We start from the raw sequence: 15,668 nt of genomic DNA, 5'->3' as shown, positions 1-15,668 counted from the left end.
CACGTCGTGGTGGTCACACTGATCCACAGGGACCTTCCGACGCCACGCAAGCGGGCTATTGTGCGCCTCATGACTAGCTCTGACAAGCCTGAGAACGCGTCCGCCGCCTCCGCCCAACCCACCGGTGTCGCCGCCCAGGACTGGGCGCAGGCCTCCGCCGATCCGCAGTACCGCGCCGCCGTCGTGGACCTGCTCGGCGCGCTCGCGTACGGGGAGCTGGCGGCGTTCGAGCGGCTCGCGGAGGACGCGAAGCTCGCGCCCACCCTCGCGGACAAGGCGGAGCTGGCGAAGATGGCCTCGGCCGAGTTCCACCACTTCGAGCGGCTGCGGAACCGGCTGACCGAGATCGGCGAGGAGCCGACGGCCGCGATGGACCCGTTCGTCGCCGCGCTCGACGGCTTCCACAAGCAGACCGCGCCCTCGGACTGGCTGGAGGGCCTGGTCAAGGCGTACGTCGGCGACTCGATCGCGAGCGACTTCTACCGGGAGGTCGCGGCGCGCCTCGACTCCGACACCCGGGAGCTGGTTCTCGCCGTTCTCGACGACACCGGGCACGCCGGGTTCGCGGTGGAGAAGGTGCGGGCCGCCATCGACGCCGACCCGCGGGTCGGGGGCCGACTGGCGCTGTGGGCGCGGCGGCTGATGGGCGAGGCGCTGTCGCAGTCCCAGCGGGTGGTCGCCGACCGGGACGCACTGTCGACGATGCTCGTGGGCGGGGTGGCCGACGGGTTCGACCTCGCGGAGGTCGGAAAGATGTTCTCGCGGATCACCGAGGCGCACACCAAGCGAATGGCTGCGCTGGGCCTCGCGGCCTGAGAGCCGGGTGCGCTCTGGGGGGTGGTTGCGGGGATGCTCGCGGCTGCGGGTGCGTGGGGGCTGGTCGCGCAGTTCCCCGCGCCCCTAGGGGTTGCTGCTCGCCCCCGCTGCGAAGGTGCCGTTGCTACGCCGTCGCTGATCGGCGCAGTCTTCCTGCCGGGCGGATGAGCAGGGACAGGGAAGCCGCCGAGATGGCCGCGGCGCCGAGGAGGCTCAGCCAGGCGGTGCCGGGGCCGAGGGCGGTGTGGGTGACGAAGTCGCCGAAGAGGGCGCCGGCGATGCCCGTGCAGAGCACCAGCGGGCGGGCCGGCAGGCGGTGGGACAGGCGGTACGACGCCGCCCAGGCGAGGACGAGACCCAGCACAGCGGATGCGAGCGCTTCCAGGATCATCTCCGGGTCCCTCCCACGGCACGTCTGCCTTGACGGTCGTAGCCCGTCATACCCGTGACCTGCGGAGTGCAATCCTCCGCCGTGGAGGAGTTGTGCTCCAACCGTGTGCACCGCACAAGTGGAAGGGCCCGGCGGCACACGGCCGCCGGGCCCTTCCCACGACGTCGGCCTACAGCGCGCCGAACCCCACCTTGCGCACGGTCGGCTCGCCGATCTCCACGTACGCCAGGCGGTCCGTCGGCACCAGGACCTTGCGGCCCTTCTCGTCCTGGAGGGTCAGCAACTGCGTCTTGCCGGACAGCGCCTCGGACACCAGGCGCTCGACCTCCTCGACGCTCTGACCGCTCTCCAGAACGATCTCGCGGGGCGCGTACTGCACGCCGATCTTGACCTCCACGGCTATGTCCCTCCGACGGTCAGTGATGTGCGCGATCTTCCGCGCCGTACCCAGCACACATTAGTCCGGTGAGAGGACCTGCACGCCACGGGCCGGAACGCCGTCAGCGAACAGCGAATGGGAACAAACGGCCGTCAGTGGTGTTCGGTGCCGTGCAGCGGGAATCCGGCGATGCCCCGCCAGGCCAGCGAGGTCAGCAGCTGCACCGCCTGGTCGCGCGGCACGCTGCGGTCGCTGTGCAGCCAGGAACGGGCCACCACCTGGGCGAGACCGCCGAGGCCGGAGGCGAGCAGCATCGACTCCGCGCGCGACAGGCCCGTGTCCTCGGCGATGACGTCGCAGATCGCCTCGGCGCAGTCGTTGGTGACCTTGTCGACGCGCTGGCGGACGGCAGGCTCGTTCGTCAGGTCCGACTCGAAGACCAGCCGGAAGGCGCCGCCGTCGTCCTCGACGTAGGCGAAGTAGGCGTCCATGGTCGCCCGGACACGCTGCTTGTTGTCGGTCGTCGACGCCAGTGCGTTGCGCACCGCCTGGATCAGCGACTCGCAGTGCTGGTCCAGCAGGGCGAGGTAGAGGTCGAGCTTGCCGGGGAAGTGCTGGTAGAGCACCGGCTTGCTCACGCCCGCCCGCTCGGCGATGTCGTCCATCGCCGCCGCGTGGTAGCCCTGCGCGACGAAAACCTCCTGGGCGGCGCCCAGCAATTGGTTCCGTCGGGCTCGGCGCGGCAGACGGGTGCCACGTGGGCGGGCCGCCTCAGTTTGCTCGATGGCTGTCACGCCGCCTCCCAAAGTCGTCCATATCGCAGTGTCAGCCGCGCGGCCATCGTACTTTTCGGTAACCGTGGTGTGCGCGGTGCGAGCGCAGAATTTCACGTACCGGACGGCGACGAAAGCCGCAGGCGGGCTCCGCGCGAGCCGGGCGGGTTCCTCGTGGGGCCGCGGGAGTCCCCGCAAGGTCAGCGGTAGTCGTCCTCGTCGAGCGTGACCACACGCGCCTGTTCGACCAGATCGGCCTCGTTCCCACGGTCCGGATCCACGCCCGTCATGGGGTCGTCACGGTCCGGATTGATGTCGGCGTGCTGCTCGGCGGCGTCCACCTCGTTGGCTTCGACGTCGGTCTCCGGGACCGTGTCAGCCTCCAGGTCCTCGATCGTGTCGGGTTCGGTGGGGTCGTAGGCCATGGTGGGCTCCCTTCCTACGAATGTCCCTGGAAGAAGCAGGGGCCACATGCGGGTGCCCTCTGTACGAGCCTAGGAGACAGCGGAACCGGACGCCATGCCGTCTCGTCCGTTCGTAGCCGACCGGTCCGGCTCCCGGTCCGGTTCCGGTTCACCCGTGCCCCATGGTTCACTCTGTGACGGCGAACACATGAGCCACGGCGTGATCACCTCGTAACATTGCCGCATGTCTTCGACCGAGTCGCCGTCCGTGCCGGCCGCCAGCAGTGCCCTTCCCAGGGTGGCGCCCGTCAGGGTCGGCGAGGGCGAGCGGCTGCGGTCAGTGGGGCTGCCCGGAGTCACCCTGTCGATCCGGTCCCGCCGCCCCGCGCGCGAGGGCCTGCCGCCCGCGCTGTACGTCCACGGGCTCGGCGGCTCCTCGCAGAACTGGTCGTCACTGATGGCCGAGCTGGACCGCGTCGTCGACAGCGAGGCGGTCGACCTGCCGGGCTTCGGCGACTCCCCGCCCCCGGACGACGGCAACTACTCCGTCACCGGGCACGCGCGCGCGGTGATCCGCTATCTCGACGCGGCCGGGCGCGGCCCGGTCCACCTCTTCGGCAACTCGCTCGGCGGCGCGGTCACCACGCGCGTGGCCGCCGTACGCCCCGACCTCGTCCGTACGCTCACGCTCGTGTCGCCGGCCCTGCCGGAGCTGCGCATCCAGCGCACCGCGGCGCCGACCGCACTGCTCGGCGTGCCGGGTGTCGCCGCCCTGTTCACACGGTTCACCAAGGAGTGGACGGCCGAGCAGCGGGTGCGCGGGGTCCTGGGGCTCTGTTACGGCGACCCCGGGCGGGTGTCGCCCGAGGCGTTCCAGCACGCCGTGGAGGAACTGGAGCGGCGGCTGCAGCTGCCGTACTTCTGGGACGCGATGGCCCGCTCCGCGCGTGGGATCGTCAACGCCTACACGCTCGGCGGACAGCACGGGCTGTGGCGCCAGGCCGAGCGTGTGCTCGCGCCGACCCTGCTGATCTACGGTGGCCGCGACCAGCTGGTCGGCTTCCGCATGGCCCGCCGGGCCGCCCGCGCCTTCCCGGACTCGCGCCTGCTCTCCCTGCCGGACGCCGGGCACGTGGCGATGATGGAGTACCCGGACGTGGTGGCCACGGCGTTCCGGGAACTCCTCGGGGACACCGGGGGTGCCGGGGACACCGGGGGCGCCGCCACCGACTCGGGTACGGGGAGCTGAGGCCGGAGTGGGACGCCACAGCCGCCGCGGCCCGTCCGCGAAGAACGACTCCGCGGCCATAAGCGCCGCCAGTCGGGCGAGCGCCACCCGAGACGGGCAGCCACGCCTGCCCGGCCAACGACAGGCACCGCCGTCCGGCGCCGGCACCGACGCCGGATACCCGCCGCAGGGCCCGCAACAACCGCAGCCGTTCCCACCCGGACCACCCGCCCAGGGCGTGCCGCGGTTCGCGGAGGGGACTCCGGCGCGTGGGATGCCGCGGTTCGCGGACGGCACGCCCGCGCATGGCGTGCCCGCGCATGGTGTGCCGCGTCTGCCCGACGGGACGCCCGCACACGGTGTCCCCCGGCTTCCGGACGGCACCCCTGTGCAGGGCGTGCCGCGTCTGCCGGACGGGGCGCCCGTGCGCGGTGTCCCGAGGTTCCCTGACGGCACGCCGGGGCAGGGAGCACCGCGTTACGGCGAGGGCACTCCGGCGCGCGGTGTGCCCCGCTTCCCTGATGGCACCCCCATGCCTGGTGTGCCGCGTCTGCCGGACGGCACCCCGGCACACGGCATGCCCCGTCTGCCGGATGGCACCCCCGCGCACGGTGTCCCCCGGCTTCGTGAGGGGGCTCCCACGCGTGGTGGGCACCCCGAGCAGCGGGAAGCCGGTGGTGGTTGGGGTGAGTTCGCGAGGGCGGCCGGTCCCGGTGTCGTGCTTCCACCGCAGCGGTCGGCCGGCCCGGGCGACGGGTCCGGGCCCCGGCAGGAATACCTCGACGCCTTCGCCGCCGGGCGCGGCGGCGTCGGCCTCGACGACGACATCGACGTCTTCGCGCCCCGCCCGGGCACGCCTCGCCCCGCCGAGGAACACCCGGCCGACGCGCCGGAGGCGGACGCCGCCGACGCACCCCCGGCCGACCCCTCCGCGCAGCCCTCCGTCGGCCTGCCCGCGCAGCGCTCCGGCGGCAAGGGACGGGCCTTCACCGGAATCGCGGCGGCCGCCGTCACCACCGTGCTCGCGGTGGTCGTCGCCGGTCAGGTGACCGGGTCGCACCACGACGCCGGTGGACAGCCGAGCTCCGCCACCGACCGGGCCCGGGACGCCCGTACCCCCGGCGGTGGGACCCCGTCCGCCTCGCCCGGCACGGTCACGCTGTCGTACGAGCAGAAGATGGACCGGAAGTACCCGCTCAGCGCCACGCTGAAGGGCCCGGGGAAGTTCGACGCCGTGCCCGGTTTCGACAAGGCACCCGGCACGGGACAGAAGTACACCTACCGCGTCGACATCGAGCAGGGACTCGGCCTGGACGGCGCACTCTTCGCCGAGGCCGTGCAGAAGACCCTGAACGACGACCGCAGTTGGGCCCACCACGGCGCCCGCACCTTCGAGCGGATCTCCTCCGGCAAACCCGACTTCGTGATCACGCTTGCCAGCCCCGGTACGACCGCCAAGTGGTGCGCCAAGTCCGGGCTCGACACCGCGGAGGACAACGTCTCCTGCGACTCGGCCGCCACCGAACGAGTGATGATCAATGCATACAGGTGGGCCCAGGGCAGCAAGACATATGGGGACAAAATCCACGCCTACCGGCAGATGTTGATCAACCATGAGGTCGGCCACCGGCTCGGTCACGGTCATGTGACGTGCCAGAAGGACGGCGAACTCGCCCCTGTCATGCAGCAGCAGACCAAGTTCCTCGACCATGACGGAATCCACTGCCTGCCCAACCCCTGGCCGTATCCCAGGAGTTGACAGGAGCCGCTTATGCCACATTGACATGAGCCGCAAGGTCGTTCATATTCCTGTGCATGTGGTCTAGTCATGCCGCCTCCGACAGCGCCGCCATCGAGCTGGCGCTCATCGGCGTGACCGCACTCTGCGTGGCCGACATCCACTGTCGCTGACGCCGCCCCTGGCGTTCGCGTCGCGACTCTTTTTCTCTTTTGCGTCCGTAAGTGAGTCACGGACTTTTCGACGACCCGACGCCGGGGCTGACGTCTGCCCGCAGTCGTCTCACTCCTCGTCCATCAGTCTCAGTATCCGAGAGGTCGTCATTCCGATGCGTCAACCGTCCGTCATAGCGCGCCGCGTGGCAGCGGCATCCGTCGGCCTGGTCGTGGCAGCGGGCGCCGCCGCCTGCGGTCCGAAGGACAACGATGCCAAGGGCTCCGGTGGCGACTCCACGCCCCACAAGGGCGGCACCCTCACGGTGCTGAACTCCCAGCCGCAGACCGACTTCGACCCCGCCCGCCTCTACACCTCCGGCGGCGGAAACGTCCCTTCGCTGGTCTTCCGCACCCTCACCACCCGCAACCGCGCGAACGGCGCGGCCGGCGCCAAGGTCGTCCCCGACCTCGCCACCGACACCGGGCGCCCCAGCAAGAACGCGACCGTGTGGACGTACACCCTGAAGAAGGGCCTCAAGTTCGAGGACGGCACCCCGATCACCTCGGCCGACATCAAGTACGGCATCGAGCGCTCCTTCGCCCCCGAACTCTCGGGTGGCGCGCCCTACTTGAGGGACTGGCTGGTCGGCGCGGCCGACTACCAGGGGCCCTACAAGGACAAGAAGGGGCTCTCGGCGATCGAGACGCCGGACGCGCGGACCATCGTCTTCCACCTGAACAAGCCCGAGGGCGAGTTCCCGTTCCTCGCCACGCAGACGCAGTTCACCCCGGTGCCCAAGAACAAGGACAACGGCACCAAGTACGAGGAGCGCCCGATCTCGTCCGGCCCCTACAGGGTCGTCAAGAACGAGAACGACGGCGAGCACCTCGTCCTGCAGCGCAACACGTACTGGTCGGCGGCCGTCGACGACCAGCGCAAGGCCTACCCGGACACGATCGACGTCCGCTCCGGGCTCGACTCCTCCGTGATCAACCAGCGGCTGTCCGCGTCTCAGGGAGCGGACGCCGCGTCCGTCACCACGGACACCAACCTCGGCCCGGCCGAACTCGCCAAGGTGAGCGGCGACAAGGAACTGGCCGCGCGCGTGGGCACGGGTCACTTCGGCTACACGAACTACATCGCGTTCAACCCGACCGTGAAGCCCTTCGACGACCCGAAGGTGCGGCAGGCGATCGCCTACGCCATCGACCGGTCCTCGGTGGTCAACGCGGCCGGCGGCAGCGCTCTCGCCGAGCCCGCCACCACCTTCCTGCCCGACCAGAAGTCCTTCGGCTACACGCCGTACGACCCGTTCCCGGCCGGCACGTCCGGCAACCCGGCCAAGGCCAAGGAACTGCTCGCCCAGGCCGGTCACAAGAACGGGCTCACGGTGACGCTGACCCATTCCAACGCCAAGGACTTCGAGACCAGCCCGGAGATCGCGACCGCCATCCAGGACGCGCTCAAGAAGGCCGGCATCACGGTCAAGCTGCAGGGCCTGGAGGACAACGACTACCGGGACAAGATCCACGGCGTGAAGACCGAGCCCGGCTTCTTCCTCGCGCACTGGGGTGCCGACTGGCCCTCCGGCGGTCCCTTCCTGGCACCGATCTTCGACGGCCGGCAGATCGTCAAGGACGGCGCCAACTTCAACACGGGCCTGCTCGACGACAAGTCGGTCAACGCCGAGATTGACGCGATCAACAAGTTGACCGACCTTGACGCGGCCGCCAAGCGGTGGGGTGCACTGGACCAGAAGATCGGCGAGAAGGCCCTCGTCGTGCCGCTGTTCCACCCCGTCTACAAGCGTCTGTACGGCAAGGACGTCAAGAACATCGTCATCAGCGACTGGACCGGCGTGCTGGACATCTCCCAGGTCGCGGTGAAGTAGCGGCCGTGAGCGAGGCACTCGTCGCCGTCGAGGCCGCCGGGACGGCAGCGTCCGTCCCGGCGGCCTCGGGGGCCCGTCAGTTCTGGCGGCGGCTGCGTGCGCAGCGCGCCGCCCTGGTCGCCGCGGCCGTCGTCGCGCTGCTTGTCCTGGTCGCGCTCGCCGCGCCGCTGCTCACGGCCCTGGAGGGCCAGGACCCCACCACCTATCACCCGTCCCTGATCGACTCAGCGCGCGGCGGCGTGCCCACCGGCTCCCTCGGCGGCATCACCGCCGACCACTGGCTGGGCGTCGAACCGCAGACCGGCCGCGATCTGTTCGCCCGCCTGGTCTACGGCGCGCGGGTGTCGCTGGGCGTCGCGCTCGCCGCCACGGTGGTGCAGGTCGCCATCGGAGTCGCGGTCGGTGTCGGCTCCGCGCTCGGCAACCGATGGGTTGATCAACTGTTGAGCCGGGCCACGGACATCATCGTCTCGATGCCGCTGATGATCATGTCGTTGGCGCTGCTGGCCATCGTGCCGTCCAGTTTCCCGCGGCCGGTCCTGGTCACCCTGGTCATCGGTCTGATCGCCTGGGGCAACATCGCGAAGATCGTCCGCGCCCAGACGCTCTCCCTGAAGGGGCTCGACCACGTCGCCGCCGCCCGGCTGAGCGGCTGGGGCGGTTGGCGGGTCGCCCGCCGGGAACTGCTGCCCGGCCTCGCGGCGCCCGTCATCACGTATGCCGCGCTGCTGGTGCCCACGAACATCTCCGTCGAGGCGGCGCTGTCCTTCCTCGGCGTGGGCGTGAAGCCGCCCACGCCGTCCTGGGGGCAGATGCTGACCGCCGCGGACGTCTGGTACCAGGCCGCACCGCAGTACCTGCTGCTGCCGGCCGGTGCCCTGTTCGTCACCGTCCTCGCACTGACCGTCCTCGGCGACGGCGTGCGCACCGCCCTCGACCCGCGCGCCGCCTCCCGCCTGCGCGTGGGCACCGGCCGCAAGGACGTCAAGAGCGACAAGGACGTCAAGAGCACCAAGAGCACCAAGAGCACCAAGAGCACCAAGAGCGACAAGAGCGACAAGAGCGACAAGGAGGCAATCGCATGAGCGGCTTCGGCGGCTTCCTGCTGCGCCGCGTCCTGGGCGTGCTGGTCACCCTGCTCGCCATCTCGGTGATCGTCTACGTCGTCTTCTACGTCACCCCCGGCAACGTCGCCCAGATCACCTGCGGCCCGCGCTGCTCACCGGCACAGGTGCACCAGGTCGCCGAGCAACTGAACCTCGCAGACCCGCTCTACCTGCGCTACTGGCACTTCCTGGAGGGGCTCTTCGCCGGCCAGGACTACTCCACGGGCACCGCGGTCGAGCACTGCGCCGCCCCCTGCCTGGGGCAGTCGTACCAGACCGATCAGCAGGTCCTGGACATCATCCTGACCAAGCTGCCGGTCAGCCTGTCGCTCGTCCTCGGCGCGATGGTGCTGTGGCTCCTCCTCGGCGTCGGCACCGGTGTGCTGTCCGCCTGGCGGCGTGGCCGCATCTCCGAGCGCGTGCTCACCGCGATCACGCTCGCGGGCACGGCCACGCCCGTCTTCGTCATCGGCCTGGTGCTGATGATCGTCGTCTGTGGCGAACTGCAGCTGCTGCCCTTCCCGCAGTACGTGAACTTCTCGGACGACCCCGAGCAGTGGGCCTGGAACCTGCTGCTGCCCTGGCTCTCGCTGGCCCTGATCGAGGCGGCGGTCTTCGCCCGTCTCACCCGCGCCGCCATGCTGGAGACCCTCGCCGAGGACCACATCCGGACCTTCCGGGCGTACGGCGTCGCGGAGCGCTCCATCGTCGGGCGGCACGCCCTGCGCGGCGCCCTGGCGCCCGTGATCGCGCTGAACGCGAACAACGTCGGCTCGGCCGTCGGCGGCGCCGTCCTCACCGAGACCCTCTTCGGGCTGCCAGGCATCGGTCAGGAGCTGGTGCACGCGGTGACCGTCGTCGATCTGCCGGTCGTCGTCGGCATGGTCCTGGTCATCGGCTTCTTCGTGGTCCTTGCCAACGCCGTCGCGGACGTCCTGTACGCGGTGGCCGACCGACGGGTGGTACTCCAATGAGCCTGGTGGACGTCACGGACCTGACCGTCGAGTTCGGCTTGCTGCGGGCCGTGGACGGACTCTCCTTCAGCCTGGGGAAGGGCGCCGCCCTGGCCCTGGTCGGCGAGTCCGGCTCCGGCAAGTCCACGGTCGCGGGCGCCCTGCTGGGCCTGCACCGCGGTACCGGAGCCCGGGTCACCGGCTCGGTCCGCGTCGCCGGCACGGACGTACAGGCGGCCTCGGACGAGGAGTTGCGGCGGCTGCGCGGCGCCAAGGCGGCCGTGGTCTTCCAGGACCCGCTGTCCTCGCTGGACCCGTACTACGCGATCGGCGACCAGATCGCCGAGGTCCACCGCGTGCACACGCGCGTGTCGCGCCGTAGCGCACGCGCGCGTGCCGTGGAGGTGCTGGAGCGGGTCGGAATTCCGGACGCGGCACGGCGGTCCCGGTCCCGCCCGCACGAGTTCAGCGGCGGCATGCGCCAGCGCGCCCTCATCGCCATGGCCCTCGCCTGCGAGCCTGACCTGCTCATCGCCGACGAGCCGACCACCGCCCTCGACGTCACCGTCCAGGCCCAGATCCTCGACCTGCTGCACACGCTGCGCGAGGAGACCGGCATGGGCCTGCTGCTCGTCACCCACGACGTGGGCGTCGCCGCGGAGAGTGTGGACGACATCCTCGTCATGCGGCACGGCAGGGTCGTCGAGCACGGCCCGGTCGGCACCGTCCTCGCGGCGCCCGCCGAGGCGTACACCCGGGAACTCCTCGACGCCGTCCCGCGCGTGGACACCCGCCGCACCGCCTCCCAGGCCTCCGACGAGGTCGTGCTGGAGGCCACCGGGGTGCGGCGCGAGTTCGGGCGCGGCAGGCGGGCGTTCGCGGCCGTGGACGACGTCTCGCTGACCGTCCGGCGCGGTGAGACGCTCGGCGTGGTCGGCGAGAGCGGCAGCGGCAAGACCACGCTCGGCCGCATGCTGGTCGGGCTGCTGGAGCCGACCGCCGGCACGATCCGCTACGCGGGCCGCCCGCACACCGGCGTGAACCCGGCCGTCCAGATGGTCTTCCAGGATCCCGTCTCCTCCCTCAACCCGCGTCGCAGCGTGGGCGAGTCCATCGCCGACCCGCTACGCGCGCGTGGGGACCGCGACGAGGAGCGCATCCGGGGGCGCGTGACGGAACTGCTGGAGCGCGTGGGGCTCGAAGCGGCGCACTACGACCGCTACCCGCACGAGTTCAGCGGCGGCCAGCGGCAGCGCATCGGCATCGCCCGGGCGCTCGCCGCCGACCCCCGGGTCATCGTGTGCGACGAGCCGGTCTCCGCGCTCGACGTCACCACGCAGGCCCAGGTAGTCGAGCTGCTCGGCGAACTCCAGCGGGAACTCGGCCTCGCGCTGGTCTTCATCGCGCACGACCTCGCCGTCGTACGGCAGGTCAGCGACCGGGTCGCGGTGATGCGCCGGGGCCGGGTCGTGGAGTACGGGCCCGCCGACGAGGTGTACGACAGCCCGCGCGAGCCGTACACGGAGCAGCTCCTGGCGGCCGTACCGGCGCTCGACCCGGAGCTGGCGGCGCGGCGTCGCGCGGCGCGCCGCGAACCTGCCGTGGCGTAACGTTTCGTGCACGGCTGATCGCCGTGCGAGGCCCTAGCGCGGCCGAACGCGACCCGCACGCGAAAGTTACGACCGTTCACCCCTTTTGGTGGCGCGATGGACAACCGTCCGTCGCGCCACCGCCTTGTCCCCTTACGTTCGTCCCGCTGCGAGCCGCCGGGGGATCGGCGGCTCACCGGACGGGAGATCGGGGGTGCACACGTGCGCATCGGACTGCTTACGGAGGGCGGCTACCCGTATGTGAGCGGTGACGCCGGACTCTGGTGCGACCGGCTCGTGCGCGGGCTCGACCAGCACGAGTTCGACATCTACGCGCTCAGCCGCAGCCGCCACCAGGAGGACGACGGCTGGGTCGCGCTCCCGCCACAGGTCGGCCGGGTGCGTACGGCGCCGCTGTGGACGGCCGAGGACGACGGGCTCAGCCACGGACGGCGCACGCGCCGGCGCTTCACCGAGTGCTACGGCGAACTGGTCGCGACCGTGTGCGCCGGAGCCGACCCGGCGTCCGGGGAGGGGGCCACCGACATGGCGGACCGTTTCGGCAGCGCGCTGTACGGGCTCGCCGAACTCGCCCGTGAGGAGGGCGGCCTGGTCGGCGCTCTGCGCTCGGACGCAGCCGTACGCACCCTCGAACGCGCCTGCCGCGCCCCCGGCGCACTGCGCACGGCGTGCGAGGCGCGCGTACCCGATCTGCTCACCGTCACCGCACATCTCGAACGCGCCCTGCGCCCCCTCTCCCTCGACTGGTACGACGACGACGGCCTCGGCGCGGCCGACCTCTGCCACGCCACCGCCGGTGGCCCCGCGGCCCTCCCCGGACTGCTCGCCCGGCACTTCTGCGACGTGCCGCTGCTCGTCACCGAGTACGGCGTGCAGCTCCGCTCGCACTACCTGGCCCTCGGCCCCGACACCGCCGCCCCCGCCGTACGCGCGCTGCTCGCCGCCTTCCACGGCCGGCTCGCCGCCGAGGTCTACCGGCGCGCCGAGATCCTCACGCCCGGCAACGCCCACGCCCGGCGCTGGCAGGAACGGTGCGGCGCCGACCGGGCCCGGATCCGCACGGTCTACCCGGGCATGGACGCCACCCGCTTCGCGGAGGTCGGCGAGGCCCCGGACCGCGCCGACCCGGGCACCCTGGTCTGGGTCGGGCGGGTCGAACCCGCCAAGGACCTGATCTCGCTGCTGCACGCCTTCGCCGAGGTCCGCAAGGAGGAGCCCACGGCGCGCCTCAGGATCGTCGGCTCACCGTCCGGAGCCGAGGGCGAGGCCTACCTCGGTCACTGCCGGGCGCTCGCCGCACAGCTCTTCCCGGACGAGGCCGAGGGCGTGCACGCGGTGGGTTCCAATCCCGTCTCCTTCGAGGAGATCGGCGGCCCGGACGCGCCCACGCTGCCCGAGACGTACGCGGCCGGAGCGGTCGTCGTGTTGTCCAGCGTCGTCGAGGGCTTTCCGATCGGCCTGATCGAGGCCATGTTCTGCGGCCGGGCCACGGTGTCCACCGACGTCGGCGCTGTGGTGGAGGTCATCGGGGGCACGGGACTCGTCGTGCCCCCGCGCAATCCGCGGGCGCTCGCCGAGGCGTGCGTGGCGCTGCTGCGCGATCCAGAGCGCCGTGAGCGCCTCGGCGCCGCCGCGCGCGCCCGCGCGCTCGAACTGTTCACCGTCGAGCAGAACATCGCGGCATTTCACGGCATTTACCTGCAGATCGTCTCGCACTGCCCGGTCCGCCGGGTCGTCCTCGACGAGACCGGCGAACCCCTGCCGTTCGCCACGCCGGCCGAGTCCCACGTCCCCGGCCGCTGGACCGGCCCCACGGCCCGCGTCCTGCCCCGGACCGCCCCCGGCTGGGCCACGGCCCCACCGGTACGCGCAACACGACTGGCCGCCGCAGAGGGGGCGTGATGGACCCACAGGACGACCTCACGCGAGCGCTGAACGACCCGACCGAACGAGGCGCGCCACGCCCCCTCGGCCTGCGCGACGCCGGGGTGCCGGGTGGGCTGGGTGACGCGGATTCGGCTGCCGGGGTGCCGGAGGTGCTGGACGGGTTGGGCACGCGTGGCATTGGGGTGTCTGCGGAGGCGGAGGGCTCGGGTTCGGCTGCCGGGGTGCCGGAGGTGCTGGGAGATCTCGGCCGATGGGGCCCTGGGGTGCCGGGTGGTCTGGGGGCCGCGGGTTCGGCTGCCGGGGTGCCGGAGGTGCTGGACGGGTTGGGCACGCGTGGCATTGGGGTGTCTGCGGAGGCGGAGGGCTCGGGTTCGGCTGCCGGGGTGCCGGAGGCGCCGGGAGACCTTGGCCCGCGGGGCACTGTGGTGCCGGGTGGGCTGGGTGACGCGGATTCGGCTGCCGGGGTGCCGGAGGTGCTGGGAGATCTCGGCCCATGGGGCACTGGGGTGCCGGGTGGTCTGGGGGCCGCGGGTTCGGCTGCCGGGGTGCCGGAGGCGCCGGGAGACCTTGGCCCGCGGGGCACCAGTGCGGCGGACGGGGCGGAGGGCTCGGGTTCGGCTGTTGTGCCGGGGGATGCCGGCGACGGCGGTCGGGGGGTGAGTGGGCTGGACCGCCTGGACCGGCCCGGGATGCCCAGTGCTGCCGAGCCCTGGGACTCGCGGTCGGAGGAGTGGTTCGAGGCTGAGCGGGGCGGTGAGGGGGATCTGTCCGGCGAGGCCTTGTCGGCGCCGTTCGCCTCCGTGCCCGGTGAGTCGGGCTCCGCCGGTGGCGCCGAGCCGGGCGGGGGGCCGGGTCGTCCCGGAACGCTCGCCGCGGGCGCCGTCGCCGAGGAGGCGCCGGACAACTCCCGGTCCGGCAACGGGGAGTCGAGCACGCGACGCGCCGCCGCGCCCCGGCGTGGCGCCGCCGACCCGGTGAAAGCCCTGCTGCACCGGCACCGTGAGCTGTGCGAGCGGGCCGTGGACCCGTTGGAGATCGCCGCCGGGCTGGAGACACACGGAGTCACCGACCGGACCGCCGCCCGCTTCCGCCACCGGGACGTCTTCTCGCTCGCCGAGGAGCTGTACGCGCGCGTGCCGCGAGCGGGCGAGCAGGGCCCGGACTCCGAGCCCCTGCCCGTACCCCGCGTGCGCGCGGACTGGATCCTGCTCACCCTCCTGCCCGGCGCCCTCGGCGCGGCCACCGCGGCCGGACTCCGCCTCACCCACGGCCATCCCCGTCTCCTGACCGCCGCCGTCGGCATCCTCGCCGTCGCCCTCTCCACGCGTGCCGCACTGCGCCGAGGCCCCCTCGCCGGTCTGCCCGGCACGCGAGCGTGGCACATGGCCCACGGCACGCGTGCGTGGACCCTTTGGCTGCTCGGTTACGCCCTCCTCGGCGACGGCCTCCTCCACGCCGTCCTGACCGGTGGCCCCGATGCTCCGCCCACCGGTGCCCCGGACGGCCCCTGGCCCACGGCCGTCGCGCCCACCCTGGCCCTGACCGTGGCCTGTGCCCCGGCGGCCTGGTGCGCCCACCTGCTCGGCGCGGGCGCTCGCCGCAGGCTCGCCGGCAGCCGGGGTCTGGAGGACTTCAAAGCCGCCGCCAAACCTTTGCTGTTCGGCACTTTCGTCCTGTTCCTGGGCACGCTCACCGCCCTGCTCCTGCTGTGCGGAACCGTCCTGCACGAACCCCTGGCCTACCCACAGACCCTCGCCCTGGGCGCCCTGCTGCTGCTCGCCCGCCTGCTCACGGTGCACGGCCACCGGCACGCCCCGGCCGTGGTGCTCGGTGCCGCGGCGGTCACGGAGGCGGCGGCCCTGGTCCTGCCCCTGGCCGGAAGGCTGCCGGGCTGTGCCGTCCTGACGGCCCCCGTACGGACCCTCGTGGAGGCCTGGGGCGAGGCCGCCGTACCGGTACTCGCCTGCGGTACGGCCGCACTGGCCCTGCTGTTCCACGCCGGCCGCACCCTCACCCAGGCCTCGGCGCACGCGCCCACGGCAGCCCCCGAGTGAATCGTCCGCCGCCGGCCCGAACCGCCGCCGGAGGCGACCGCACCACCCCTTTTGAAGGAGAACACCAGATGACCACCTCCCGACCCGGAGCGTCCGGAGCGCCCGGAACCTCCGGCGAGTCCGCAGCAGTCGCAGCCGCGGATGCACAAGCCGGGACCGCCGGAGCCGGAGTCCGGGGAACCACCGGATCCGCCGGCCATGCGAGCGCGGGCGGACCCACCGCACCTTCCTGGCCCACGGCACCCGCCCGATCCCATGCCGGCTCCCGGCCCAAGGCGCCCG

The 15,668-nt window shown here is 72.3% G+C and carries 14 protein-coding genes; 10 read left to right on the top strand and 4 right to left on the bottom strand.

What is annotated here, in order from left to right:
* Window positions 1-69: 69 nt before the first annotated feature.
* Window positions 70-816, top strand: a complete 747-nt coding sequence (locus tag SRB17_RS14510; protein WP_153538668.1) for a ferritin-like fold-containing protein — start codon at window positions 70-72, stop codon at window positions 814-816.
* Window positions 817-940: 124 nt separating this feature from the next.
* Here SRB17_RS14510 and SRB17_RS14505 read toward each other — a convergent pair whose 3' ends face one another.
* The 4 genes from SRB17_RS14505 to SRB17_RS14490 all read right to left on the bottom strand — a co-directional run bounded on the left by SRB17_RS14505 (window position 941) and on the right by SRB17_RS14490 (window position 2,784).
* Window positions 941-1,207: a hypothetical protein gene (locus SRB17_RS14505; RefSeq protein ID WP_153538666.1), complete on the bottom strand. Its 267-nt coding sequence runs from the start codon at window positions 1,205-1,207 to the stop codon at window positions 941-943.
* A 169-nt stretch (window positions 1,208-1,376) separates the two neighbouring features.
* Window positions 1,377-1,604 (bottom strand): DUF3107 domain-containing protein, encoded by a 228-nt coding sequence (locus SRB17_RS14500; RefSeq protein ID WP_323375523.1) that lies wholly within the window; start codon window positions 1,602-1,604, stop codon window positions 1,377-1,379.
* Between the two features lie 134 nt (window positions 1,605-1,738).
* The gene (locus SRB17_RS14495; RefSeq protein ID WP_323375521.1) at window positions 1,739-2,380 is read right to left on the bottom strand and encodes a TetR/AcrR family transcriptional regulator; all 642 of its coding nucleotides are present in this window, start codon (window positions 2,378-2,380) and stop codon (window positions 1,739-1,741) included.
* 179 nt (window positions 2,381-2,559) lie between these two features.
* Complete coding sequence (locus tag SRB17_RS14490) at window positions 2,560-2,784, bottom strand: hypothetical protein (RefSeq protein WP_153538662.1); 225 nt, start codon at window positions 2,782-2,784, stop codon at window positions 2,560-2,562.
* 223 nt (window positions 2,785-3,007) lie between these two features.
* Between SRB17_RS14490 and SRB17_RS14485 the strand changes: the two genes are divergently transcribed.
* From SRB17_RS14485 to SRB17_RS14450, 9 genes are all read left to right on the top strand, one after another.
* Window positions 3,008-4,012 (top strand): alpha/beta fold hydrolase, encoded by a 1,005-nt coding sequence (locus SRB17_RS14485; protein ID WP_153538661.1) that lies wholly within the window; start codon window positions 3,008-3,010, stop codon window positions 4,010-4,012.
* 697 nt (window positions 4,013-4,709) lie between these two features.
* Window positions 4,710-5,750, top strand: a complete 1,041-nt coding sequence (locus SRB17_RS48480; RefSeq protein WP_416237055.1) for a DUF3152 domain-containing protein — start codon at window positions 4,710-4,712, stop codon at window positions 5,748-5,750.
* A 56-nt stretch (window positions 5,751-5,806) separates the two neighbouring features.
* Window positions 5,807-5,902, top strand: a complete 96-nt coding sequence (locus SRB17_RS48070) for an Ms4533A family Cys-rich leader peptide (protein WP_323375518.1) — start codon at window positions 5,807-5,809, stop codon at window positions 5,900-5,902.
* 155 nt (window positions 5,903-6,057) lie between these two features.
* Complete coding sequence (locus tag SRB17_RS14475) at window positions 6,058-7,776, top strand: ABC transporter substrate-binding protein (RefSeq protein WP_153538657.1); 1,719 nt, start codon at window positions 6,058-6,060, stop codon at window positions 7,774-7,776.
* Between the two features lie 5 nt (window positions 7,777-7,781).
* On the top strand, window positions 7,782-8,861 hold the full coding sequence (locus SRB17_RS14470) for an ABC transporter permease (RefSeq protein WP_323375516.1): 1,080 nt from the start codon (window positions 7,782-7,784) through the stop codon (window positions 8,859-8,861).
* On the top strand, window positions 8,858-9,856 hold the full coding sequence (locus tag SRB17_RS14465; RefSeq protein ID WP_153538655.1) for an ABC transporter permease: 999 nt from the start codon (window positions 8,858-8,860) through the stop codon (window positions 9,854-9,856). The genes SRB17_RS14470 and SRB17_RS14465 overlap by 4 nt, the downstream gene beginning before the upstream one ends.
* Window positions 9,853-11,445 (top strand): dipeptide ABC transporter ATP-binding protein, encoded by a 1,593-nt coding sequence (locus SRB17_RS14460; RefSeq protein ID WP_153538653.1) that lies wholly within the window; start codon window positions 9,853-9,855, stop codon window positions 11,443-11,445. Before SRB17_RS14465 ends, SRB17_RS14460 begins: the two co-directional genes overlap by 4 nt.
* 201 nt (window positions 11,446-11,646) lie before the next feature.
* The gene (locus SRB17_RS14455; RefSeq protein WP_323375514.1) at window positions 11,647-13,347 is read left to right on the top strand and encodes a DUF3492 domain-containing protein; all 1,701 of its coding nucleotides are present in this window, start codon (window positions 11,647-11,649) and stop codon (window positions 13,345-13,347) included.
* Between the two features lie 674 nt (window positions 13,348-14,021).
* Window positions 14,022-15,386, top strand: coding sequence for a hypothetical protein (locus SRB17_RS14450; RefSeq protein ID WP_228396071.1), 1,365 nt, complete (start codon window positions 14,022-14,024; stop codon window positions 15,384-15,386).
* Window positions 15,387-15,668: the final 282 nt, after the last annotated feature.

It is taken from the genome of Streptomyces sp. RB17, assembly GCF_009604455.1.
In the GTDB taxonomy this organism is placed as follows: Bacteria; Actinomycetota; Actinomycetes; order Streptomycetales; family Streptomycetaceae; genus Streptomyces.
This window is presented reverse-complemented; position numbering and strand designations above follow the sequence as displayed.

Excerpts from the sequence above, each read along its gene's own strand:
- SRB17_RS14510 (WP_153538668.1), top strand. The coding sequence starts at position 70 with ATGACTAGCTCTGACAAGCCTGAGAACGCGTCCGCCGCCTCCGCCCAA.
- SRB17_RS14505 (WP_153538666.1), bottom strand. The coding sequence starts at position 1,207 with ATGATCCTGGAAGCGCTCGCATCCGCTGTGCTGGGTCTCGTCCTCGCC.
- SRB17_RS14490 (WP_153538662.1), bottom strand. The coding sequence starts at position 2,784 with ATGGCCTACGACCCCACCGAACCCGACACGATCGAGGACCTGGAGGCT.
- SRB17_RS14485 (WP_153538661.1), top strand. The coding sequence starts at position 3,008 with ATGTCTTCGACCGAGTCGCCGTCCGTGCCGGCCGCCAGCAGTGCCCTT.
- SRB17_RS48070 (WP_323375518.1), top strand. The coding sequence starts at position 5,807 with ATGTGGTCTAGTCATGCCGCCTCCGACAGCGCCGCCATCGAGCTGGCG.
- SRB17_RS14475 (WP_153538657.1), top strand. The coding sequence starts at position 6,058 with ATGCGTCAACCGTCCGTCATAGCGCGCCGCGTGGCAGCGGCATCCGTC.
- SRB17_RS14465 (WP_153538655.1), top strand. The coding sequence starts at position 8,858 with ATGAGCGGCTTCGGCGGCTTCCTGCTGCGCCGCGTCCTGGGCGTGCTG.
- SRB17_RS14460 (WP_153538653.1), top strand. The coding sequence starts at position 9,853 with ATGAGCCTGGTGGACGTCACGGACCTGACCGTCGAGTTCGGCTTGCTG.
- SRB17_RS14450 (WP_228396071.1), top strand. The coding sequence starts at position 14,022 with ATGCCCAGTGCTGCCGAGCCCTGGGACTCGCGGTCGGAGGAGTGGTTC.